At 70.8% G+C, this 23,181-nt stretch carries 19 protein-coding genes and 3 pseudogenes; 10 read left to right on the top strand and 12 right to left on the bottom strand.

Annotated features, from left to right (window positions below):
• Positions 1-14: 14 nt before the first annotated feature.
• Entirely contained in the window at positions 15-845 is an 831-nt protein-coding gene (locus tag ACFZCY_RS22435; RefSeq protein ID WP_391175805.1) for an SDR family NAD(P)-dependent oxidoreductase, read from the bottom strand.
• 81 nt (positions 846-926) lie between these two features.
• Between ACFZCY_RS22435 and ACFZCY_RS22440 the strand changes: the two genes are divergently transcribed.
• Complete coding sequence (locus ACFZCY_RS22440) at positions 927-1,529, top strand: TetR family transcriptional regulator (protein WP_391175808.1); 603 nt, start codon at positions 927-929, stop codon at positions 1,527-1,529.
• A 98-nt stretch (positions 1,530-1,627) separates the two neighbouring features.
• On the opposite strand, the pseudogene ACFZCY_RS22445 reads toward ACFZCY_RS22440, so the two are convergent.
• Positions 1,628-1,760: pseudogene (locus ACFZCY_RS22445) on the bottom strand (IS481 family transposase); the annotation flags it as partial.
• A gap of 1 nt (position 1,761) precedes the next feature.
• Positions 1,762-2,193: pseudogene (locus ACFZCY_RS22450) on the bottom strand (DUF993 family protein); the annotation flags it as partial.
• A gap of 593 nt (positions 2,194-2,786) precedes the next feature.
• Here ACFZCY_RS22450 and mtnA point away from each other — a divergent pair.
• From mtnA to ACFZCY_RS22480, 6 genes and pseudogenes are all read left to right on the top strand, one after another.
• On the top strand, positions 2,787-4,382 hold the full coding sequence (gene mtnA, locus ACFZCY_RS22455) for an S-methyl-5-thioribose-1-phosphate isomerase (protein WP_391175811.1): 1,596 nt from the start codon (positions 2,787-2,789) through the stop codon (positions 4,380-4,382).
• Positions 4,379-5,053 carry a methylthioribulose 1-phosphate dehydratase gene (mtnB, locus tag ACFZCY_RS22460; protein WP_391175814.1) on the top strand — a complete coding sequence of 225 codons (675 nt, stop codon included), beginning with the start codon at positions 4,379-4,381 and terminating at the stop codon, positions 5,051-5,053. Before mtnA ends, mtnB begins: the two co-directional genes overlap by 4 nt.
• The gene (locus tag ACFZCY_RS22465; protein WP_391175816.1) at positions 5,050-5,628 is read left to right on the top strand and encodes an acireductone dioxygenase; all 579 of its coding nucleotides are present in this window, start codon (positions 5,050-5,052) and stop codon (positions 5,626-5,628) included. Before mtnB ends, ACFZCY_RS22465 begins: the two co-directional genes overlap by 4 nt.
• Positions 5,625-6,335, top strand: a complete 711-nt coding sequence (mtnC, locus tag ACFZCY_RS22470) for an acireductone synthase (protein WP_391175820.1) — start codon at positions 5,625-5,627, stop codon at positions 6,333-6,335. Before ACFZCY_RS22465 ends, mtnC begins: the two co-directional genes overlap by 4 nt.
• A gap of 5 nt (positions 6,336-6,340) precedes the next feature.
• Positions 6,341-7,160: pseudogene (locus ACFZCY_RS22475) on the top strand (S-methyl-5'-thioadenosine phosphorylase).
• A 54-nt stretch (positions 7,161-7,214) separates the two neighbouring features.
• A complete protein-coding gene (locus ACFZCY_RS22480; RefSeq protein WP_391175823.1) occupies positions 7,215-7,940 on the top strand; it encodes a type II CAAX prenyl endopeptidase Rce1 family protein in 726 nt (241 codons plus the stop codon).
• A gap of 80 nt (positions 7,941-8,020) precedes the next feature.
• Here the strand turns inward: ACFZCY_RS22480 and ACFZCY_RS22485 are convergent, their stop codons facing one another.
• Together ACFZCY_RS22485 and ACFZCY_RS22490 are read right to left on the bottom strand one after the other, a co-directional pair.
• Entirely contained in the window at positions 8,021-8,668 is a 648-nt protein-coding gene (locus ACFZCY_RS22485; RefSeq protein ID WP_391175825.1) for an endonuclease, read from the bottom strand.
• A 57-nt stretch (positions 8,669-8,725) separates the two neighbouring features.
• Entirely contained in the window at positions 8,726-10,474 is a 1,749-nt protein-coding gene (locus ACFZCY_RS22490) for a helix-turn-helix domain-containing protein (protein WP_391175827.1), read from the bottom strand.
• Between the two features lie 233 nt (positions 10,475-10,707).
• Between ACFZCY_RS22490 and ACFZCY_RS22495 the strand changes: the two genes are divergently transcribed.
• The 3 genes from ACFZCY_RS22495 to ACFZCY_RS22505 all read left to right on the top strand — a co-directional run bounded on the left by ACFZCY_RS22495 (position 10,708) and on the right by ACFZCY_RS22505 (position 14,300).
• Positions 10,708-10,971, top strand: coding sequence for a UBP-type zinc finger domain-containing protein (locus ACFZCY_RS22495; RefSeq protein WP_361475547.1), 264 nt, complete (start codon positions 10,708-10,710; stop codon positions 10,969-10,971).
• A gap of 41 nt (positions 10,972-11,012) precedes the next feature.
• Positions 11,013-11,735 carry an Hsp20 family protein gene (locus ACFZCY_RS22500; RefSeq protein WP_391175830.1) on the top strand — a complete coding sequence of 241 codons (723 nt, stop codon included), beginning with the start codon at positions 11,013-11,015 and terminating at the stop codon, positions 11,733-11,735.
• 375 nt (positions 11,736-12,110) lie between these two features.
• Positions 12,111-14,300: an EAL domain-containing protein gene (locus ACFZCY_RS22505; RefSeq protein ID WP_391175833.1), complete on the top strand. Its 2,190-nt coding sequence runs from the start codon at positions 12,111-12,113 to the stop codon at positions 14,298-14,300.
• A gap of 54 nt (positions 14,301-14,354) precedes the next feature.
• Here ACFZCY_RS22505 and ACFZCY_RS22510 read toward each other — a convergent pair whose 3' ends face one another.
• The 7 genes from ACFZCY_RS22510 to ACFZCY_RS22540 all read right to left on the bottom strand — a co-directional run bounded on the left by ACFZCY_RS22510 (position 14,355) and on the right by ACFZCY_RS22540 (position 23,113).
• Complete coding sequence (locus tag ACFZCY_RS22510) at positions 14,355-14,717, bottom strand: DUF779 domain-containing protein (protein WP_391175836.1); 363 nt, start codon at positions 14,715-14,717, stop codon at positions 14,355-14,357.
• 23 nt (positions 14,718-14,740) lie between these two features.
• Complete coding sequence (car(A), locus tag ACFZCY_RS22515) at positions 14,741-16,399, bottom strand: ABC-F type ribosomal protection protein Car(A) (RefSeq protein ID WP_391175838.1); 1,659 nt, start codon at positions 16,397-16,399, stop codon at positions 14,741-14,743.
• Positions 16,400-16,516: 117 nt separating this feature from the next.
• Positions 16,517-17,965, bottom strand: coding sequence for a GTPase HflX (hflX, locus tag ACFZCY_RS22520; protein WP_391175841.1), 1,449 nt, complete (start codon positions 17,963-17,965; stop codon positions 16,517-16,519).
• 365 nt (positions 17,966-18,330) lie between these two features.
• Positions 18,331-19,365 (bottom strand): transketolase C-terminal domain-containing protein, encoded by a 1,035-nt coding sequence (locus ACFZCY_RS22525; protein ID WP_391175843.1) that lies wholly within the window; start codon positions 19,363-19,365, stop codon positions 18,331-18,333.
• Between the two features lie 15 nt (positions 19,366-19,380).
• Positions 19,381-20,346, bottom strand: a complete 966-nt coding sequence (locus ACFZCY_RS22530) for a thiamine pyrophosphate-dependent enzyme (RefSeq protein WP_391175845.1) — start codon at positions 20,344-20,346, stop codon at positions 19,381-19,383.
• A 46-nt stretch (positions 20,347-20,392) separates the two neighbouring features.
• The gene (gene desII / locus ACFZCY_RS22535; RefSeq protein WP_391175848.1) at positions 20,393-21,847 is read right to left on the bottom strand and encodes a dTDP-4-amino-4,6-dideoxy-D-glucose ammonia-lyase; all 1,455 of its coding nucleotides are present in this window, start codon (positions 21,845-21,847) and stop codon (positions 20,393-20,395) included.
• A 3-nt stretch (positions 21,848-21,850) separates the two neighbouring features.
• Complete coding sequence (locus ACFZCY_RS22540) at positions 21,851-23,113, bottom strand: dTDP-4-dehydro-6-deoxyglucose aminotransferase (protein WP_391175852.1); 1,263 nt, start codon at positions 23,111-23,113, stop codon at positions 21,851-21,853.
• Between the last annotated feature and the right edge of the window lie 68 nt (positions 23,114-23,181).

Here is a 23,181-nt window from a genome sequence, read left to right on the forward strand (position 1 = left end):
TCGGCCAGTCAGACTTAACCCTGGTGGGCGGTGGTCGTGGATCCCATGAGCAGCACCGCGCGCCGTCTGCTCAACCCCCTGCCCAGGCTTGCCATCACACGATTGAGGCGGCCGGAGATGACACTCGGTGTTGGTGTGCGGCGGTCCAGGGTCCGCAGTGCCGTCGCCACGACCTCCTGCGGGGACTGGCGTTTGGTGCCGCCGTCCGCAGCATCGGTGCCGATGACGTCGAAAAACTCGGTGCTGGTCGCGCCAGGAGACAGCGCGAGCACGCGCAGCCCGGTGCCGAGGGATTCCTGCCACAGGGCCTCGGTGAAGCTCAGCACGAACGCCTTGGCCGCCGCGTACACGGCCATGTTCGGGACGGGAAAGTACGCGGCCATGCTCGCGACGTTGATCAGTACTCCGGTGCCGGCGGTACGCAGCGGCTCGATGAACGCCCGGGTGATGTCGACGACGTTCGTGATGTCGACGTAGATCTCCTCCCGCAGCCGTCGAGGGTCCTCGGTGTGGAACGGGCCGAAGGTGCCGAACCCGGCGTTGTTCACGATGCTTGTCACGGTCAGGCCCCGCTGTGCCACCTGCTCGGCGAGTGTCTGCCCCGCGGCGGGCAGGCTCAGGTCGAGCGGGATGGCCGTGGCCCGGACGCCGTGGGCCGCGGTCAGTTCGGCGGCTAATTGCTCAAGTCGTTCCTGGCGCCGGGCGACGAGGATGAGGTGCGAGCCGCGCTCAGCGAGCTGGCGGGCGAACTCAGCGCCGATACCCGCGCTGGCACCGGTGATCAGGGTGGTCTGGCCGCGGTAGTCGACGGCGCGCATGGGCTGCTCCCAGGAGACGGTGGACACGATCAACATTGGCACTGTACGCCTAAGTTGTCACTCAGTGCCAATGAGGTACAGAGTGCGGGACGCAGTAGGCTAAGGCCCATGAACGATCGCGAGGGCGGCCCAGCGGGGCTGCGAGAGCGCACCCGGCGAGCAGTGCAGGCCGAGATCGTCGCCACCGCGATGCGGCTGTTCCTCGAGCGCGGATTCGAGGCCACCACCATGGAGCAGATCGCGGGTGAGATCGGCATCTCGCGGCGCTCGCTGTTTCGCTACTTCGGCACCAAGGAAGACATCGTGCTGGGCGACCACGCGGCACACGGCACGGTCCTGCGGGCCGCGCTGGAAGCCCGTCCGGCAAGCGAACCCCCGTGGCAAGCACTCCGGGCGGCCCTCAAGGCACTCGTCGAATCCCTCCCGTACTCACCACAGGACTTCCTCAGGATCACGAGCATGCTCCACGCGTCCCCATCCCTCAGGGCGCGCCAGTTGGAGAAGCGGCAGCAGTGGACGGAACTGCTGGTGCCGGACATCGCCAAACGCTTGGGCGCCTCGACGGACCCCATGGCTGAGGTGCGGGCCCGCGCACTCGTCGCCTGCGCCCTGGCCTGCTCCGAGGTCGCGACGGAAACCTGGGTTCGCAGCAACGGCACGGTCGACATGGATCAGGTCTTCGACGAGGCGGTTGCCGCGGTACGCGGATAAGACCTCGCGCCGGACAGCGTCGGAGTCGGCAAGGCGTACAGCAACCACAAGATCCGTGCCCGGCTACGGCACAGAGCATTCAGCCAGGCTTCGCCGTGAGAGGTGGCGATGCCGGTGCGGGCGGCCCGGCCGCAGCGGGCCGATGTGGTGTTCACGGCGCATTCGCAGCACCTGTTCCCCCACGTCGGCGGGTGTCCGGTGGGGTGAGTGGTGGGGGCGGCTGGAGCGGTCGTGCGCGGCTGGCCATCACCACCGCGGTGGCTCCGGCCTCCTCGGCGACGGCGAGCTGTTCGAGGTAGGCCGTGGTGATGTCGTCGAGGGACGGTCGCGGAACGGTGAGCTGGTCGGTGCTCGCACCGGCCACGATCCGGCCGCCGACCGAGCGAGCTTCGGCGGCGGAGCGGCGGATCAGCTCGGCGGCGGTGGACCAGTCCAGGCCCATGCCGCGCTGGGAGGTGTCCATGGCCTCGGCGACACCGAAACCCCACCGCCACAGCTCGTGCCGGAAGGCCAGGGTGCGGTCCCAGTCCAGTGCGGCGGGTGAGCCGGGAGATTGGTCCACATGCGCGTCGGCGACGCCGTGGGCCGCGGCGTACGCGATGCGGCTGGTCAAGGGGGAGTGCGGTCCGTAGGTTTCGGAGCGCGACACAAGGTATGGATGAATGGCGGCGGGACCAAACGAGTCCGCATGCCATGACGAGTATTCTTCCTGCCGGGCGATGACCTCCAAGGGGAGGGAAGCAGGTACTGCTGTAACTATGAGTGACGCGTATGTCCGGCCTGGTGGGTGGGCGCACCGGCAGCCCCCGGATCAGCACGGATCCAGCTCGACGGACCCGAAGCGTCCGGAACGGGCGGCAGCGGGACTCAGCACGAAGTCAGCGCGGCTCGGTTTGGGCTCACTCGGAGTGAGTGAGCCCAAACCGTTGACCGGTTCAACGCCCAGGGCAAGGTGGTCTCCGGCACCGGCGGCGTGTGTTACCTCTACTTCCCGGCCAAGCCGGCGCCGACTCAGTACCGTGTTCTGCGGGAGCTGGGAGTCCTGTGACCGGGCCCTTCCCTGCCCGTCTTCGCGACCAGCTGGCGAACTCTAGGGTCTCCACCAGTTGAGACTTCGCTGACCAGGCGCGACGCCATCCCATCGGTAAGATCCTTCGATGCTGGCTCCGTGAGCGCTTCTGAACGGCCGTTGACCGCTCTGCTGTGCCCGCCGCTCCGGCGGGCGCCGAAACAACGCGAAGAAGGTGAGGACGCGCCATGGGCGTAGCGAAGCGCGGCAGCCCCGACGAGACCTCCGCAGATCACTCGGACTTATCCCTGTACTGGGAGGACAACGCCGTCATAGCCGTGGATCAACGCGCCCTCCCGCACACGTACGAGCTGTTGCGCCTGGCGGACGTCGACGCGCTGATCGCCGCCGTGCAGTCCCTGGCCGTTCGGGGCGCCCCTGCCATCGGCCTCGCGGGCGCCTTCGGTGTCGCTCTCTCCGCTCGGGCACACCAGGACGAGCACACGGGCGTGGTGGCCGAGGACGCGGTAAGAGCCGACGCCGAGCGCATCGCCGCCGCCCGGCCCACGGCCGTCAATCTCGCCTGGGGCGTACGCCGCGCTCTCGCGCGGCTGCCGCACGGTCCCCGGGCAGTGCTCGACGAAGCCATGAAGATGGTCGCCGAGGACGCGGCGACCAACTCCGCAGCGGCAGCCCGCGCCGCCGAGCTGGTCGAGTCACTCATACCGGACCGTCCGCTGCGGCTCCTGACCCACTGCAACACGGGCCGGCTGGCCACGGCCGCCGTAGGGACGGCCCTCGGCGGCATCCTGGAACTCGCTCGTCGTGGAAGGGTGGCGGAGGTCCTGGTCGACGAGACGAGACCGCTCCTCCAAGGCTCTCGGCTCACCGCCTGGGAGCTCAGCGAGGCCGGGGTGCCGTACCGGATCTGCGTGGACTCGGCAGCCGCCGCCGCGATGGCGCGGGGGCTGGTCGACTGCGTCCTGGTCGGTGCGGACCGGATCGCCGCCAATGGCGACACGGCCAACAAGATCGGCACGTACGGGCTCGCGGTCGCGGCCGCCCGGCACGGCATCCCCTTCATCGTCGTGGCGCCGGAGTCGACGTGGGACCACGGTCTGCCCGACGGCAGCGGGATCGTGGTCGAAGAACGTGATCCGGCAGAGGTCACGGGTTCCGCGGGGGCGGCCGTGGCTCCGGCGGATGCCCGGGTCTTCAACCCCGCGTTCGACGTGACCGCCGGAGAGCTGATCACCGCGATCGTCACCGAGGACCGTGTCGCCCGGCCACGCCACGCTCACCGCGAACAGCGCGCCGGGAGCCTCCGTACCCGTATCGCCGGACTCCTGGAAGCGTTCCCCGGCCACCCCAGGCCCGGCGTGGTCTATCAGGACCTCTCCGCGCTCTACGCCGAACCCGGCCTGCTGCGGGACGCCGCCGACCATGTGCGCGAGCACTTCTCGGGCGAGTTCGACCGTGTCGTCGCCGTGGAGTCCCGCGGCTTCCTCCTGGGAGCCGTCCTGGCGGCGCGCTCCGGGGTCCCGCTGACCCTCGTCCGGAAACCCGGCAAGCTGCCCGGCCAGGTGCACTCCGTCGGGTACGCGCTGGAGTACGGGGAGGACCGCCTCGAGGTCCGGCAGGGCGCCGTCGCGCCGGGCGAGCGGGTGCTGTGCGTGGACGATGTGCTCGCCACCGGCGGCACTCTCCTCGCGGCGGCCGAACTCATCGAGGCCTCGCAGGCCAAGGTCGCCGGAGCGGTGGTCCTCGTCGAACTCACCGGCCTGCCCGGAGCCCAGCGGCTGAAGCCCTATGAACTTCTGTCCCTGTGCGAGGTGGCGGCATGACGGCGCTCGAGGATCGGCACACCGCCTTCGGCACATCGATCGCCGAGTACTCCCGCGACCTGTACGCACGCGGCTGGATGCCCGGCACGTCGGGCAACCTCTCCGTGCGCCTCCCGGACGACGGCGGACCCACGGCACTGATCACGGCCAGCGGTCGCGACAAGGGCGACCTGACCGCGGAAGACATGGTCGCCGTGCACGCCACGACCGGCGACGTACTGGTCCCGGGGCGGCTCAAGGCCTCGGCGGAGACCTCGATCCACGCGGCGGTCTACGGTGCGACCGACGCCCGCGCGGTCATCCATGTGCACTCGCCCTATGCCACGGTGGTGGCGTGCCGCACCGGCGAGCGGGACCGTACGGCCGTACTCCCGCTCGACCGGTTCGAACTGCTCAAAGGCCTGGGCCTCGACGACCCCGCCCGGACCGAGCTCCCGGTCTTCCGCAACTGGCCCGATGTACGGAGGATCGCGGACGAGGCGGCGGAATACCTCGCCGCCCACCCCGATGCGCCCCCGGGCCTGCTGATCGCCGACCACGGCATCACCACCTGGGGCAAGGACCTCGCCCAGGCCCGCAATCGGCTGGAGTGCCTGGAAGCCATCTGCCAGCTGCTGGTCCTCGGCGCCCGGGACGAACGCACCGATGTGAAGGAGTCCGTGAACCGATGACCCTGCTCCAGGTAATGCCGCAGGACGCGCCCGACGAGGTGGTGCTGCGCACACGGGATGAGGCCCGGATCGGCGCCGTACTGAAAGAGTTCGGCGTGGAGTACGGCCACTGGGAGCTGCGCGCCACGGTGACCGCGAACACCACTCAGGAAGAGCTGCTGGCCTCCTACCGGACCGAGGTCGACGCGCTCTGCGCCCGCGACGGCCTCGTCCTGGTCGACGTGGCGCAGCTCCATCCCGCCTCCGGACCGGAGTGGGCGGAGCGCGCCGCCAAGGCCCGCTCCGCCTTCCTGGAGGAGCACCGGCACGCCGAGGACGAGGTACGGTTCTTCGCCCACGGCACCGGCTGCTTCTACCTTCATATCGAGGGATCGGTGTACGCGGTCGTGTGCGAGGCGGGCGACCTGTTGTCCGTACCGGCCGGCACGCGTCACTGGTTCGACATGGGCCCGCGGCCGGAGTTCGCCGCCATCCGCTTCTTCAAGGAAGAGGAAGGCTGGGTGGGCGACTTCACCCGCGATCCGATCGCCCAGGACTTCCCCCGCCTCGACGAGCTGCTGGCGGGGGACCGATGACCGGACCCGCGGTCGTCCTCGACATCGAGGGCACGGTCGGCTCCGCGGCGCACGTCCACGACGTGCTCTTCCCGTACGCGCGGGAGCGGCTTCCCCAGTGGTTCGCCGAGCACCGCGGCACGACTCGGGCGGCGGAGCTCCTCGCGGAGATCCGGGACCACCTGCGGACCGGGACACTGGACGAAGCCGGGGCCGTCGCGGCGCTCACGGCCTGGACCGACCAGGACGTCAAGGCGCCTCCGCTGAAGACGATCCAGGGCTGGATCTGGGCGGCGGGTTACGCCGACGGTTCCCTCTCCGGGCATGTGTACGCCGAGGTCCCCGACGCACTGCGCCGCTGGAAGAAGTCGGGCGCGGCGCTCTACATCTACTCCTCCGGTTCCGTCGCGGCGCAGGTGAACTGGTTCGCGCACACCCCGTACGGCGATCTCACCCCGCTGCTGCACGGCTACTTCGACCTGGACACGGCCGGGAGCAAGAAGTCCACCGACTCCTACCGGCACATCACGGAAACGATCGGTGTGCCGGCCGGCACGACGCTGTTCCTCAGCGATTCCGCCGAGGAGCTCGATGCCGCGGCCGGCGCCGGCTGGCGCACGGCCGGCGTACGGCGGGCGGACGATCCGCGCCCCCGGGCTGTCCCGGGGCACACAACGATCCGTTCGCTGGACGAACGGGACCTGGACGACCTGATGAAGGGAACGTAACGAGCGTGACCGAGGCAGAGAACCGACACGTCGCGGAGATCGGCGTCATCGGCGGCAGCGGCTTCTACGAGCTGCTGCGGAACGCGGAGGAGGTGACGGTCCAGACACCGTACGGTGCCCCCTCCGACGCGATCTCCACCGGCGATGTCGGCGGCCGGCGCGTGGCCTTCCTGCCGCGGCACGGCAGACGGCACACGTTCGCGCCGCACACCATCAACTACCGGGCGAACATATGGGCCCTGCGCTCCCTGGGCGTACGCAGGATCCTCGCCCCTTGCGCCGTGGGCTCGCTGCGACGGGACCTGGGCCCCGGGACAGCTCGCCGTCCCCGACCAGCTCGTCGACCGGACCAGCGGCCGGGTGCAGACCTTCTACGACCGGGGCGCCGTCCACGTGTCGTTCGCCGACCCGTACTGCGGACACGGGCGTACGGCCGTGCTGAAGGCCGCCGCGGGAGCGGGGGTCGAGGCCCATGACGGCGGCACGATGGTCGTGGTCGAAGGACCGCGATTCTCCACCCGCGCCGAATCGCAGTGGTTCGCAGCGGCCGGGTGGAGCCTGGTGAACATGACCGGGCACCCGGAGGCCGTACTCGCCCGGGAGCTGGGGCTCTGTTACACCTCCATCGCCCTGGTGACCGACTTCGACGCGGGCATCGACGCCGACGACAGCGTCTCCCAGGAGGAAGTCTTCAAGGTCTTCGCCGAGAACACCGAGCGGCTGCGCGGAGTGATCCTGGAGGCCGTGAAGCTGCTTCCGGAGCGGCGGGACTGCCCGTGTGCCCGTGTACTGGACGGCATGAGCTTGCCGATCGACCTTCCCTGAGGCCCCAGCGGTCGTAGGCGCCGCACACAAGCGGGCTGCCGCTATCCTCGGACCGTGGGGAGCCGGTGGAAAGGCCATGTCACGTGCCATCCGCTGTGGGGCGCCGTCGCGTTGACGCTCGCGTGGCACGTGGTGCTGGTGTTGTTCGCCAAGGTGATTCTGCCTCCGCTGGCTCCGTCCTGGTTTCCCGACCTCGGCGCTGTCGTGGTCAACGCGGTCTGCTTCGCGGGCGTCTGGTGCGTGCTGTGGCGGTGGGGGTGGCTGCGGGCGTCCGGGGTCGCGACGCCCGGCCGGGTGCGGCGCTGGTGGCTGGGCGTGCCCATGCTCGTCGTCGCGTGTTCCTACGCCGTCGCGGGCCTTGACGGCGGCGCGCGCGTGATCGTCAGCTCGCTGGTGTCGTTGCTGTGGGTGGCCGTCAACGAGGAGGCGTACAGCCGGGGTCTGGTGCAGCAGGTGCTCGGTCCGCTGGGGGCGATGCGGGCGGCGGTCGTCGTCGGTGTCCTGTTCGGCGTGGGCCATGTCCAGAACTACCTGTTCTTCGGCGCCGCGTTGGACGACACGCTGTGGCAGATGCTGTCCGCCGGGCTCTTCGGCTTCGCCTGCGCCGGGCTGCGTCACGCGATCGGCTCGATCTGGCCCCTGGTCGTCGTCCACACCCTGGACGACTTCTTCCAGATCCGCTCGCCGGGCTCGGCCTCGGACTGGTGGGACGCGATCGTGTACGTCTTCTCCATCGCGTTCGGGGTGTGGCTGCTGCGGCGCTACGGCACGCTCGGCTGACGTCCGCCGCCCGTCCGCTGGCCGCGGCGGAAGTCCCCGGGGCCGGCGCCGCAGTGGCGGGTCGGCTACTGACCGGCGGGTTACGCGGCGGCGCGCACCTCCTGGGCGGCGTCGGCGTGGAGCGCCACCCGGACCAGGGCAGCGGCGAGCCGGGGGAGGTCCTTGGCGGACACCAGCTTCTCCAGGGACGCGGCGCTCTTCGGCAGGCCGACGCGCTCGGCGCCCTCCTGCGCCTTGCGGTCGAAGTACGGCGCGAACTCCGGCCAGACGCCCTGCGCCTCCCGCAGGAAGATGTCGACCCCGGAAGGACCGATGCCGGTGATCTCCCGCAGCAGCTTTTTCGGGTCCCCGGCCTCGCGCATCCGCCGCAGATCCCCGTCGTACTCGCGCAGCACCAGCTCGGCCGCCTCGCCGAGCTGGGTCGCGGTCCGCTCGTCGTAACGGCGGTAGCCGCCCTCGCCCAGCGCGTCGACGCGCTGCTGCCAGGTGGCGTCGGCCATCTTCCGCGGATCGCGCATTCCGGCGTCGAAGAGGGCGCGGGCGGAGGCCACCGCGATGTCCGCCTTGATCCGGGCGGACAGCAGATGGGCCAGCACCAGCAGCTGGTAGAGGGAGCCGGGGGTGTTCCGCAGGGTGATACCGGCCTCGGCCGCGTACGTCGTGCCCTGCCGGTCCAGCAGGCTGCGCACCACGCTCGTGTTCTTGTCGCTCGTGTGCTTCTCGCTCATCTCGGAGCCCACCTCCTCGCTGAGGACCGTCCGTGCGAGTGCCCGCCGAGGAGCGGTTCACTCGGGCCCGCTCCGCATGATCTTCCAGACGCGGGTGGCCACCTGGAGGTTGAGCCTGCTGTCCACGTCCGTCAGATCGCTGCCGCTGATCTCGCGGATCCGCTGCAGCCGGTAGCGCAGCGTGGAGCGGTGGACGACCAGGGCGGCGGCCGTCTCGCTGTACTTGCCGCCGCGGTCGAAGTACGCGGTCAGGGTCTCCACCAGGGCCGTGTGGTGCTTCGCGTCGTAGTCGAGCAGCGGGCCCAGCCACTCCCGTACGAACTGCTCGACCTCCCGCTGATCCTTTCCGGTGCGCAGGATGCGGTACAGGCCCAGATCGTCGAAGAAGGTGATGCCGTACGCGCTGTGCGAGCCCTGCCGTACCTCCAGCGCGCGCAGCGCCTCCTGGTACGAACGGGGCACCTCCTGCGGGGTGTCGCAGCGGCCGCCGACCCCGACCGCCCCGGCCGGGGAGCCCAGCTCCCGGCTGAGCGCCGTGTGCAGCGCGCGCTCGGCCGGACCGCCCCGCACCACCAGCACCGCCGTCCCGGAGCGGCGGGTCGGCAGCACCCGCAGCCCCAGCCCCGAGGCCGCCCGGCCGACGGCCCGCAGGAACCCGTCGTCCGCCGGTCCGTCCGCCCAGCGCGCCGCGACCACATGGTGCGGACCGTGCAGATCGTGGCCGACCGCCTCGGCGCGGGCGTATGCGCTGGTGTCGTCCGCGCCCGTGAGCAGATCGTCCACCAGCTCCCGGCGCAGCCGCAGCTCCAGCTCGGCCAGCTGACGCCGGTGCGCCAGCTCCAGGGCGAGCGCGGCCGTGGCGTGGTCCAGGGCGCGTACGGCCCGCTCGTCGGCCCGGGCCTCGGGATCCACCAGGCACAGCGCGCCCAGCAGCTCGCCCCGCGGCGCGGCGACCGCGACCAGCCGGTCCCGCAGCCGGGCCGGGAGGGACCGGCGGGCGGCGTCGCGCAGCAGCTCCTCGCGCTGCGCCGGATCGGGCTTGGGATACGGATCGGGGCGCCCGGGGCCCGCCCAGGCCCGTAGGTTGCCGAACCGGTCCTCGACCGCGGCGGGCAGCCCGGTGACGCGGTGCAGCGCCCGGGCGATCCCCGCCTCGCCGTCGCCACGGGCGGCGGCCCGGGCGAGGGCGTCGTGCACCTCGCGCAGATGTCCCAGGTCGGAGAGGGCGCGGTCCAGCCGCCGCCGCATCGCCTCCCGCTCGCCCCGGGCCCGGCGCAGCTCGGCGGCCTGGGCCCGCTCCCGGCGGTGGGCGGCGGCGATGGACAGCGCCGCGGAGGTCTGGTGCACCAGGAGGGAGAGCAGGAACCGCTCCTCCTCGCCGGGGCGGTCCCGGGAGCTGACCACCAGCGCGCCCCGGAGCCCGCCCGGTGCGGGCCCGCCCGGTACAGGCCTGTCCGGTGCCGGGAGGCCGTCCGGCTCGCGCGGCCTCTCCGGTTCACGCAGTCCGTCCGGCTCGCGCAGGGCGAACGCCCACCCCCAGGCCCGCCGGGGGAAGCGCACCGGCCCGTCCCGGCCCGCCAGCTCCCTGACCCGCGCGTCCAGGGCCGAGGTCGCCCGGTGGCCGTGGCCGTCGTCCGGGCAGCGCACCAAGCCGCCGCCGAGCAGCAGATAGCCCGCCTCGGCGCGGCCCGGGCCGACCGTGCTGACCTGGGCCATCGCCCGGCGCAAGATCTCCGTCTCGTCCTGGCTGTCGAACATCGTCAGACAGCGCAGCATCAGCTCATCGGCGACACCTGATGGGGCCATGCGGTCACTCCGGGCGTCCTCGGCGCGTCCCTCCCTACCGGAATACCCATATCCCGGCGAATCACCACAAGAGGGTGAATTCAGGGTCGTATTTTCGACCTCGGGGGCGCAGGCACACCCTCGTCCCGCCTTGTCACCCTGACGGCGTGGGCCTCCGTCCCGCACGTGGTCCGGTCAATGGTCCGGCCACTGGCGGCGACGCGAGCATCCGCTACGGCGAGGAGGGCGACGCCATGGCCATCGAGTCCGACCCGCATCTGTCCATGGTGCGCCCGGTCGCCCCGAACACCCCGCAGGGGTGCGAGGAGTGCCTGCGCCTGGGATCGCCCTGGGTGCATCTGCGGCTCTGCCTGACCTGCGGACATGTCGGCTGCTGCGACTCCTCCCCGCTCAAGCACGCCCGCGCCCATGCCGCCGCGGCGAGCCATCCCATCGTCGAGCCCCTGGAGGCGGGCGAGGAATGGCGGTGGTGCTACGTCCACGAGGCCCTGGTCTGACCTGCCGAGAACCATCACCACGGAGGTGAAGGACGATGAGCATGCCCGTCCGACGACACCGGGGCGCAGGCCCCCTCGAACGCCCCCGGGGCTGGAGCCGCAACCCCCTGGCGGAATTCGACGAACTGCTCAGCCAGATGGGCGGACTCCTCGAATCCACCGTCGGCGCCACCCCGCCAGCCCTCACCGCCTGGGCGCCCGCCGCCGACGTCAGCGAGGCCGACGACGCCTACCGGGTCGAGGTGGACCTCCCCGGCGTCCGGCGCGAGGACGTGGACGTGGAGGTGAGCGGCCAGGAGCTGACCGTCTCCGGCGAGATCGGGGAACGCGAGCGCGAGGGCGTGCTGCGCCGGAGCACCCGCCGCACCGGGCGCTTCGAGTACCGGATGCTGCTGCCCGCCGAGGTCAACACCGAGGCCGTCAGGGCCGGGATGGCCGATGGTGTGCTCACCATCACCGTCCCGAAGGCGGAGGCCGTGAAACCCCGTCATGTGGAGATCACCGAGAGAGGGGAGATCGAGAACGCGGGGACGCGCATGACCGGCGAGCCCACCGCCAGGGGCACCGAGGCCCAGGGAGCCCAGGCAGCCCAGGAAACCCGGGGCTACCAAGAGGCCCAGGAGCCCCAAGGGGCACAAGGGGAGCAAGATACCCGAGGGATTCAGGAGTCCCAGGAGATGCGAGAGTCCCAAGGGGCCGAAGAGTCCCAAGAGACCGGTGAGACCCGCACATCCGGCTGGGGGTTCCGCAGCCGCAACCGCTGAACCCCACCGAACCCACCCTCCCCACGGCGGCGCCCCACCCGGGCGCCGCCGACCGATGCCCGGCTTCTCCCGGCTTCTCCCCTCTTCGCGCGTACATCCGGATGGCCAATGTCCATTTTTCCTTTCCTCAGCCAACGGTTGATCAGTAATCTCGCCTCAGCAGCGGGTTGCCCTGCCGCTCTTCGTCGTGCTCCACTGCCCCGAGGACGCGGACGACCCCGAGGGCGGCCCCGAAAGCCGGAAGAGGGCGAAGGAAGTGCGGGACTTGAAAGCCACCTGGCGGCCGGCGGGCATCTACGCCACAGGCGCGGACATCGACGCCACAGGCGAAAACGAACCTGCCCCAGGTGGCGTCCCTCCGGCGAGGCGTGCGATATGACCTCGACGCCGGGCGGGCCGAGACGTCGGGACGGCGCCGAGGACGTCGAGGACGCCGAGGCGGACAACGGCAGGCTGCGGCGGTTCGCGGCGATCTGGAGCCGGGCCGTCCACCCGATGGCGGCCACCGCCATGACCCTTGACGAGTTCGAGGACTATCTGCTGCCGCTGGCCCGCCGGCTGAGCGAGGCCCTGCGCACCGCCCCCTTCGACACGGCCGACGCCTACGAGGTGGGCGCCGCGCTGGTGGACGCCCAGTGCGCCGAACCCGAGGCACTGCCCGCGATCCTGGGCGTCATCGACGCCTATCTGGTGCTCTACTCCTCGCCGGACCGGACGACCGGCGACGAGGACGTACGGGCCCGCTGCGCCCGGCTGCAACACGCGCTCGCCGCCGGCTTCGTGCGGGAGCTGCGCGAGCGCGAGCGCGACGAGCGGAAGGCCCTCTCCCACGCCGCGCTGACCGCCCGTATCGAGGCCGAGAAGGCGCTGCACGCGAGCGAGGCCAAGTTCCAGGCCGTGTTCGAGGGCGCGGCGATCGGTGTGGGGATCGCCGGGCTCGACGGCGAAGTCCTCGTCGTCAACGACGCGATGGCCAGGATGTTCGGCGGAGCCTCCTTCTTCCGGCCCGGCCGCAACGTCACCGAGTTCGTCCACCCCGACGACGCGCCGGGCGTCCACGAGCTGTACCGCGAGCTGGTCACGGGCGAACGCGACCACTTCCGCATCGAGAAGCCGCACTACCGCGACGACGGCAGCGTGCTGTGGACCAATCTCACCGTCACCCTGCTCCGCGACTCCAATGGCGCTCCCCAGTACCAGCTGGCGCTCGCCGAGGACATCACCGAGCACCGGCTGCTGCGCGAACGGCTGCGCTACGAGGCCACCCATGACGAGCTGACCGGGCTGCCCAACCGCACGCTGCTCCTGGAACGCCTCGACCAGGTGCTCGCCGCCGCGGCCGACGCCCAGCGCTTCGGCGTGTGCTACCTGGACCTCGACGGCTTCAAGGCCGTCAACGACAGCCTCGGGCACGTGGCGGGGGACCGGATGCTGCGGGCCGTCGCCGAACGGCTCCAGGGGTGCGTGACCTCCCCGCACGAGCTGATCGCCCGGGTCGGCGGCGACGAGTTCCTGGCCCTGGTCACCGGGCCCGCCGCGCAGGCGGACGGCACCGCGATGGCCCGCCGGATGCTCGCCGCGCTCGCCGACCCCGTCCAGGTCGAGGGACGGGAGCTGCGGGTACGGGCCAGCATCGGCGTCGTCGACGGGCGGGCCGGTGAGATCTGCCGGGCCGAGGTGCTGCGCAGCGCCGACATCACCATGTACCGGGCCAAGGCCGCGGGCGGCAACCGCTACGAACTCGCCGACGCCGACGAGAGCGCCCGGGTGATCGCCCGTCACAGCCTCAGCAACGGGCTGCCGTCGGCCCTGGAGAACGGCGAGTTCTTCATCGAGTACCAGCCGCTGGTACGGCTCGCCGACGGCACCGTACGCGGCGCGGAGGCGCTGGTGCGCTGGCTCCACCCGGTGCACGGGGTGCTCGGCCCCGACCAGTTCATCCCGCTCGCCGAGGACACCGGCCTCATCGTGCCGCTCGGCCGCTGGGTGCTGGAGCAGGCCGCCCGGCAGGCCCGCGCCTGGCAGGACGCCGCCGAGTGCGACGCCGAGCGACTGCGGGTCAACGTCAACCTGTCGCCCTGCCAGCTCGGTCACCCCACGCTGGTGTCCGACACGGTGGCGGTCCTGGAGAACGCCGGACTGAGCCCGAGCGCCCTGTGCCTGGAGGTCACCGAGAACGACCTCATCGGCGCCGACGAGGACGCCCTGCGGCCGCTGCGGCAACTCGCCGACCTGGGCGTGGACATCGCCCTGGACGACTTCGGCACCGGCTACTCCAACCTCTCGTATCTGCGCCGCCTCCCGGTCAGCACCCTCAAGCTGGACCGCTCCTTCACCCGCGGCATGCAGCGCGCCCCGGCCGACCCCGTCGACGTCAAGATCGTGGAGGGCATCATCTCGCTGGCCCACACGCTCGACCTGGCGGTCACGGTGGAGGGCGTCGAGACGGCGGTGCAGGCCGAGCACCTGCGGATGCTGGGCTGCGACACCGCCCAGGGCTGGTACTACGCCCGCCCCGGCCCCCCGGAGCGGCTGCACACCCTGGCGCTGGCCGACGCCAGCTGAGCCCCGTACGTACGGAGGTACGGGCGGGCCGGTCGACCGGCCCGCCCGCGTGCCCTACTCCGGCGCGTCCAGCAGCCGGGAGCGGATCAGGAAGCGGACGCCCTCCGGCGCCTCCAGCGAGAATCCGCTGCCGCGCCCCGGCACCACGTCCACCGTCAGATGCGTATGCCGCCACCGCTCGAACTGCGAGGCGGACATCCAGAAGCCCACCGGCTCCTGGACCCCGTCCACCTCCAGCTCGCCGAGCAGCACATCGGACGCGCCCGTACGGAACTCGCCCAGCGGATAGCACATGGGCGCGCTGCCGTCGCAGCAGCCGCCCGACTGATGGAACATCAACGGCCCGTGTTCCGCCCGCAGCCGGCGGATCAGGTCGGCCGCCGACTCCGTCAGGGCGATGCGTGAGATCTCCGTCATGTGAAAAGCACCTCGCGTGGTTTCTATCCTGAGGTGATGAACTCGGTGACGCGCCCGCCGTCGAGCGTCAGGTGGGAGCCGTCGAAGCGGGATCGCATGCGGCGGTCGTGGGTGACGATGACCACAGCGCCCTGGTAGTCCGTCAAGGCCTCTTCCAGTTCTTCGACAAGGGCAGGCGACAGATGGTTGGTGGGCTCGTCCAGCAGCAGCAGGTCCACCGGCTCGGTCACCAGGCGGGCGAGCTCGACGCGGCGCCGCTGGCCGTACGACAGCTCCTCCACCCGCTGCCGCAGATCGTCGGGGCTGAACAGGCCGAGCGACAACAGCGCCTCGCTGTGCTCGTCGCGGGTGCCGACCCGCCCGCTGCTGAATGCCTCGATGACCGTCAGGCCGGGTGCCCAGGGCGTCTGCTCCTGCCGCAGGTGCCCCACCCTGCCCGTCACCCGCACGGTTCCGGAGTCCGGTGTCAGCTCCCCCGACAGCACGCGCAGCAGTGTCGTCTTGCCGGCTCCGTTGGGGCCGGTGATCAGCAGTCTTTCTCCGGGTGCGAGGCGCAGGGAGTCGACGCTCAGCCTGCCGCCCACCCGCACGTCGGTCAGTTCGGCCACCGTCTCCTGCGGCTGCGTGGCCTCGGTGGTGATGTCGGCGGAGAATGTCAGCGGCTCGGGGGGAGGCGCGACGGGGTTCTCGGTCAGCCGGGTGACGCGTTCCTTGGCGTTGCGGATGCGGACCATCGCGCCGTGCCCACGGCCCCGCGACCGGAAGGCGCCATGGCCGAAGATGGCGAACGGCAGCTTGCGGGGAATGTTGTCCAGCCGCGCCACGTTCGACTCGATCAGCTCCCGGTTGCGGTCGAGCTCGGCGCGCCACTCCTCGTACTCCTGCAGCCGGCGCTGCCGTTCCGCGGCCTTCGCCGTGAGATAGCCCTCGTAGCCGTTGCCGTAGCGCGCCACTTTGCCGGCGTCGACCTCCAGGATCGTGGTGGTCAGCCGGTCGAGGAACAACCGGTCATGGGTGACCGCGACGACGGTGCCCCGGTGCTTGCGGAGGTGCTCCTCCAGCCAGCCCACGCCCCGGTCGTCGAGGTCGTTGGTCGGCTCGTCCAACAGCAGCAGTTCGGGCTCCGAGGCCAGTGTCGCGGCGAGGGCCAGACGTGAGCGCATACCGCCGGACAGGGTGCCCAGTTGCCGGTCGCGTGCCAGCCCCGGCAGCCCGAGCCCGTGCAACGCGATCTCCACGCGGGAGTCGGCCTCGTAGCCGCCACGGGCCTGGTACCGGTCGACCAGGGCCGCGTAGCGCTCCAACAGGGCGGTCAGTTCGGCATCGTGTCCTGCCTGAGCGGGCCGCTCGGCCAGCTCTGCCTCGGTCCGCCGCATCCCCTCTTCCAGTTCCCGCAGGTCGGCCAGGGCCATATCGACGGCGTCCTGCACCGTGGCGTCCAGCGGTAGTTCCAGCGTCTGGGCGAGATAGCCGACGCCTCCGGGCGCGAACACGTTCCGCAGGCCGTTGTCGGGCTGCTCGACCCCGGCGAGGATCTTGATCAAGGTGGATTTGCCGGATCCGTTGTCCCCGATGACACCGACCTTCTCGCCTGGCTTGATCGTGAAACCGACCCGGTCGAGTACGACCTGGTCCTGATAACGCTTGGTGATGTCCTGCAGAGAGAGTTGCGCTGTCGGCACTCAGGAGTCCTTCTGATCGTCGCGGGTTGAGTGAGGTCTGCCCCGCACCGTCACTGTGCGGGAGCGGCGGAAGCGAGCGGGAGGGCCCGGCGGTGGACCGGCCCTCCCGTCCCCGGCTCACGGCTGCGGGTACGCCCGTAGCGCGGACGCCAGCTCGGGGCTCACCCGCGCCTTGAGCAGGGTGCCCCGCTCGGTGTGCTCGGCGGACAGCACTTCGCCTTCCTCGTGGGCTCGCGAGAGCAGATCGCCCGAGGTATAGGGGAGCAGGACCTCGACCTCCACCTCGGGGTGCGGCAGCAGGGCGTCGATGAGGTCCCGCAGTTCCTCGATGCCCTGTCCGGAGCGCGCGGAGACGGCGATCGAGCCCGGTTCCGCCTCCAGCAGGCGGGTCACGACGTCGGGGTCGGCGGCGTCCGCCTTGTTGAGGACCACGACCTCCTTGATCTCGCCCGCGCCGACCTCGCGCAGGACCTCCCGGACGGAGGCGAGTTGTGCCTCCGGCTCGGGATGCGACGCATCCACCACGTGGAGCACCAGGTGCGCGTCCGCGACCTCGTCGATGGTGGAGCGGAACGCCTCCACGAGGTGGTGCGGAAGGTGCCGTACGAACCCCACGGTGTCGGCGATGGTGTACGTGCGGCCGGTCGGTGTCTCCGCCCGGCGCACGGTCGTGTCCAGGGTCGCGAACAGCGCGTTCTCCACCAGCACTCCGGCCCCTGTGAGCCGGTTCAGCAGGGAGGACTTACCGGCGTTGGTGTAGCCCGCGAGGGCAAGCGACAGCACCCGGTTGCGCCGCCGCTCCTCGCGCTTGATCTCACGTCCCGTCTTCAACTGGGCGATCTCCCGCCGCAGTTTGGCCATCCGCTCGTGAATCTGCCGCCGGTCGGTTTCGATCTTCGTCTCGCCGGGGCCGCGGGTCGCCATGCCGCCCCCGCCCCCGCCGCCCATCTGCCGGGACAACGACTGGCCCCAGCCGCGCAGCCTCGGGAGCATGTACTGCATCTGGGCCAGCGCCACTTGGGACTTGCCCTCACGGGACTTGGCGTGCTGGGCGAAGATGTCCAGGATCAGCGCCGTACGGTCCACCACCTTGACGCCCACGACGTCCTCCAGGTGGACCAGCTGGCCGGGGCTGAGTTCCCCGTCGCAGACCACGGTGTCGGCGCCGGCCTCCGTCACGATCTCCCGCAGCTCGACGGCCTTGCCCGATCCGATGTAGGTCGCCGGGTCGGGCTTCTGCCGCCGCTGGATGACCCCGTCGCACACCATGGCGCCGGCCGTCTCCGCCAGCGCGGCCAGCTCGGCGAGCGAACTCTCGGCCTCGTCCGCGGTGCCCGATGTCCAGACCCCGACGAGCACGGCCCGCTCCAGGCGGAGTTTCCGGTATTCCACCTCGGTGACGTCGGAGAGCTCGGTGGAGAGACCGGCGACCCGGCGCAGCGCGGCCCGCTCCTCACGGTCGTACTGCTCGCCGTCGAAACCGTCGGTGCCCACCGGCGCGAGGCGTTCGTCCATCAGGGCCTGGGCGCGCTGCTGCTGGGCGGTGGAACCTTCGGAATGAGTCATGTGGATCCTTTCACGGGAGGGGCCGTGGGCGGGGCGCCGACAGGGGGCCCGGGCGCACACGGGCGGTAAGGAACACGGCCGACGCCACGGGAAACCCGCCGAAGAGACGAATGCGGCGCAACGGGGGGAAAGACCGAGGGCAAGGACAGAGCCAAGGCCGGGGATTCTCGTCCGCGACGACTGAGGGGCACACGAACAGCGCTGCCGAGCCCTTCCCGGGGAGTCATCCCGCCGGGCAGCCCAACAAGAGGCCGCTAGGGGCGTTACGCCCAGCGCCGCGTCGCAGAGGTCACTGTCGAATCTCACACGCTTCCCACCATAGACGATTCTCCGGCGGAGCACACTCGACTTCCCGGATCGCGCCCTCAGTACGGTCCGGTGAACCCCGACATGACGTCCCGTAGCTTCGGTACGGAACGACGATCGCTGCGCAGGGTCTCCAGGCAGGCCCGGGCGATCGTCTCCGCCTTCGGGTTGAACGCCTCCTCCAGTGGCCATGACACGGGGGCCGGGCAGTCGGGCGGGGTGACTCTGCGGACCGGTGCCCGGAGCGCGTCGTGGATGTTCTCGGCCACCACGGCGGCGACCTCCGCCGCGAATCCGTAACGGGCCCAGCTCGTGTCGGCGACGACCAGGCGCCCGGTCTTCGCCACCGATGCGCAGATCAGGGCGTCGTCCAAGGGGCGGATGCTCCGTACGTCGATCACCTCGACGCCGATGTGCTGTTCTCGCAGGGCGTCGGCGGCGCGCTCCGCCTCGTGGACCATGAGGGAAGCGGCGACGACGGTGACGTCGTCGCCGGTGCGCGCGATCCTGCCGACGCCGAACGGGACCGCGAGAGGCTGCTCGGGAACCTCTCCTTCGACGCCGTACAGGCCCCGGTTCTCCAACAGCACAACGGGCGTTTCAGCCTGTAGGGCGCTGACGAGGAGGCCCTTCGCGTCGGCGGGCGAGGCCGGGGTCGCGACGTGGAGCCCGGGGAAGTGCCCGAACAGTGACTGGAGGCTCTGCGAGTGGGTGGCGCCCTGCCCCCAGCCGCGGCCCACGATGCCGCGCATGACGACCGGTACACCGCCCTGGCCGCCGTACATGTAACGCCACTTGGCAGCCAGGTTGAAGATCGCGTCCATGGCCAGGAACATGAAGTCGTCCCGGGTGTGGACGACGATCGGCCGTATGCCCATGGAAGCGGCGCCGACGGCTATGCCCGCGAACGCGTTCTCACCGTTGGGAATATCCATGACGCGCGAGGGACCGAACTTCTGGAAGGCGTCTTTGGTGGTCCCGTACACGCCCTTGTAGTCGTCGACGCCCTGCCCCACGAGGATGATCTCGGGGTCGGCCTCCATGCGCTGCACCGTGGCTTCACTGATCGCCTGGCAGTATGTGATCTTCCGCATCGCCGGTCTCTCCCGTCAGCTCTCGTATGTGCCCGCGAGCAGGTCCGCCACGGCGGGGAACGGACTCGCCTTGGCCGCGGCCACGGCCTCGTGCACCTCGGCGCGGAACTCCCGTGTCCAGGCGGCGAGTTCGTCCGTGATGCCGGGATCGGACGCGCTGAGGGTCTCCGCCGCCCGGCGGATGGGACAGCGCGCGACCCAGGAGTCGACGTCGGACTTCGGGCGGCCGCTGACGTCGTAGTCCCAATGAGGGCCCACATGCTCGCGCCAGCGGTAGGTGTCGAGTTCCAGGAAAGCGGGCCCGTCTCCCCGGCGGCATCGCCGCACGGCGTCCTGTGCGGCCTCGGAGACGGCGAACACGTCGTTGCCGTCGACGCGTCGCGCGGGTATCCCGTAGGCGCGGGCGCGCCCGCTGATGCTGGTGCCCGGCGGCTGGCGCGCGGGCAGCGGCGAGGACAGGGAGTACTGGTTGTTCTCGCATACGAAGACGACGGGGAGGCGGTGCAGAGCGGCGAAGTTCAGCGACTCGTGGAAGACGCCCTCCTCGGAGGCGCCGTCGCCGAAGAAGGTGGCGGCGACCCGTGATTCACCGCGCAGGGCGAAAGACCAGGCCGCCCCGACGGCGACGGAGATCATCTCTCCGAGGATGGCGGACGAGGCGCCGAATCCGGCGGCCCGGTCGGTGAGGTGGACGGATCCGCCACGGCCGGCCGCGCTGCCGCTCTGCTTCCCGTAGAGCTCCGCGACCATGGCGGTGAGGTCACCGCCCTTCGCGAGGTACTGGGCGTGGCACCGGTGTCCGCCGTAGACCACGTCCACGCGTCGCAGGGCGGCGCACACGCCGACCGCCGTCGCCTCCTGGCCGATGGAGAAGTGGACGGGCGTCCGCATTTCCTGTTCGTCGCGGTAGACGTCGGCCAGTTCCTCCTCCACACACCGAATGCGCACCATGTCGCGCAGCAGCAGGCGCCGTTGCGTCATTTCTCCTCCGAGCAACCAGAAGGGACAAAGGATTGCCGAGGCACGGCTAGCGAAGAAAGCCGCGGCGGTCCGCCCACCCGTCGGCCGTATCGGTTTCGAGTTGGTTCAGCCGCGCGGTGACCACCTGGTCGAACCCGTCCATGAAGTACTCGTCACCCTCGGCCGGAAGGATCCCCCGGCCGCGGGTCACGAAGCGCTCCACCACGTGAGCCAGCGTCGTCCCGGGGGAGATCCGTCCGATGCTGTAGCGGTCCGCCCCGGGCAGTTCCGGGAAACCGGCCTCGCGGTAGAGGTAGACATCGCCCAGCAGATCGACCTGGACCGCCACCTGCGGGTGCGCGGTCGGCCGCATGTCCTCCGGCCTGATGCGCACGAGTTCGGTGTCGGCTCCGGCCATGAGGGCGTTCAGCGCGTACCCGTAGTCGATGTGCAGCGTGGGTGTCATGGCCGCGGCCTTCTCCCGGAAGCCGGTCAGCGCGTCCCGGAGTTCGGCTCGCTCGGCACCGGTGAGCCGCCCGTCGGGGCGGCCGCTGTAGTCCTCGCGGAGGGAGACGAAGTCCAGCGGCCGGTCGGGCGCCGCCGCATTGAGCCCGGCGACGAAGTCGACGAGGTCGAGCAGGCGCCGGCCGCGTCCGGGCAGCACGATGTAGTTGAGGCCGAGCCTGACCGGTTCGGCGCGTTCGGAGCGCAGCCGCTGGAACCGCTGGAGGTTGGCCTTCACCCGTCCGAACGCGGCCTTCTTCCCGGTGGTCGCCGCGTACTCGTCGTCGTTCAACCCGTACAGCGAGGTGCGTACCGCATGCAGCCTCCACAGGCCGTCCTGCCGCTCCAGCGTTCGGTCGGTGAGCGCGAATGCGTTGGTGTACAGGGTGAGGCGGAATCCCCGGCCGGCGGCCCTCCGGACGAGAGAGCCCAGGCCGGGATTGGTCAGCGGTTCCAGACCGCCCGACAGGTACATGGCGTCGGGGTTGTCCGTCGGCATCTCGTCGATGAGCGCGGCGAACATCGCGTTGCCCTCGTCCAGGGCGGAGTGAGCGTAGCGCGCACCGGTCACACGTACGCAGAAGTGGCACCGGAACATGCAGGTCGGCCCCGGGTACAGCCCGACCGAATACGGGAACGCCGGCCTGCGGTGCAGAGCGGCGTCGAGGACACCCCGCCGTTCCAGCGGCAGCAGGGTGTTCGTCCAGTACTTGCCGGCGGGGCCGTTCTCCACGGCCGAGCGCAACTGCGGGACGGTCCCGAAGACGTCCAGGAGGTGGCGGAAGGCGGGCCGGCCGACGCCGATGTCGGCACGCGCCTTCTCCAGCGGGGTGAAAGGGGCGGTGCCGTAGATCCGTGCCAGTCGCACCAGATGGCCCGCCGCCTTGCGCGCCTCCGCGTCCGTCATACGGCCGCCGGTGACCATTTCGTGCCGGAGAGCCTCGGCCGCGGCCGCCGGATCACCGCCGGGAAGGGTGCAGTCCGACACGCTGTCCGCCACAGCTCCGTGCCTGGCCATGGATCATCCCACCCTCGTCTGCTGGAAACCGGCCGTTGCGTGCGGGGTTCTCCACCGGCCACCGGGAGACGCCCGGCGCCGGCGGGCAGTCAGCTCGCCGCCGTGGGTGGCGGCCACCCTCACGATGTCGCACACCCGGCGGATGTCCTCACGGGAGACCGTCGATCCGGTCGGCAGGGCGAGGACCCGCGCGGAGAGGCGTTCGGTGTGCGGCAGGTGTGTCTCCCGGCGGGACCGGTACGGCTCCAACTGGTGGCAGGCCGGTGAGAAGTAGCGCTGGGCCACCACGTTTTCGGCGCTCAGCACGTCGAGCAGCAGATCGCGGTGGAGCCCGGAGATCTCCTCGTCGATCTCCACGATCAGATACTGGTAGTTGTTCTGCTCGTTCTCGTCGAATCCGACGACGGTCACCCCCGGCACTCCGGAGAGTTCGGTGCGGTAGTGCTCATGATTCTTCCGGTTGTGCCGCACGACCTCCTCGAACGTGTCGAGGGACGTCAGCCCCATGGCCGCCGATGCCTCGCTCATCTTCGCATTGGTGCCCCCGGCGGAACTGACGCCTTCCAGGCCGATTCCGAAATTGTGGAGGGAACGGACGCGGTGGGCCAGCTCGTCGTCATCGGTGACGACCGCGCCGCCCTCGAAGGAATGGACGACTTTCGTCGCGTGGAAGCTGAACACCTCGGCGTCACCGAACCGGCCGATCGGCCTGCCGGCCGAGGTGCTGCCGAACGCGTGTGCCGCGTCGAAGAACAACCGGATCCCCGCGTCCGCGGCCAGTTTCTCCAGGCCGTCGACGTCGCAGGGCCTGCCCCACAGGTGCACCCCCAGGACGGCGCGGGTGCGGGGGGAGAGGGCGGCCCGCACCTGCTGAGGATCCAGGCAACCGGTGAGCGGGTCGATGTCGCAGAAGACCGGTTCCAGCCCGAGCCACCGCACGGCGTGCGCGGTCGCCGCGAACGTCAGCGCGGGCATGATCACCTCGCCGGTCAACTCCGCGGCATGTGCGAGGAGTTGGAGAGCCACGGTGGCATTGCAGGTCGCCACGCAGTTCCGGACGCCGGCCACGTGGGCGATCCGCTGCTCGAACTCCTGAGTCAGCGGCCCGCCGTTGGTGAGCCACTGGTTGTCCAACGCCCAGGTCAGCCGGGCGAACAACCGGGCGCGGTCAACCGGATTGGGGCGGCCCACAAGAAGCGGCTGAAGGAAACCGGCGCGCCCTCCGAACAGCGCGAGATCCCCTAGATCGCGTTTCATGTCGTCCATCCAGAAGAGATCGTCGGGCCACTGCCGGATTGTGAGACGCCCACGCGCGGCGCACATGTCACGAGCCG

It is taken from the genome of Streptomyces sp. NPDC007983 (assembly GCF_042958345.1).
GTDB lineage: Bacteria > Actinomycetota > Actinomycetes > Streptomycetales > Streptomycetaceae > Streptomyces.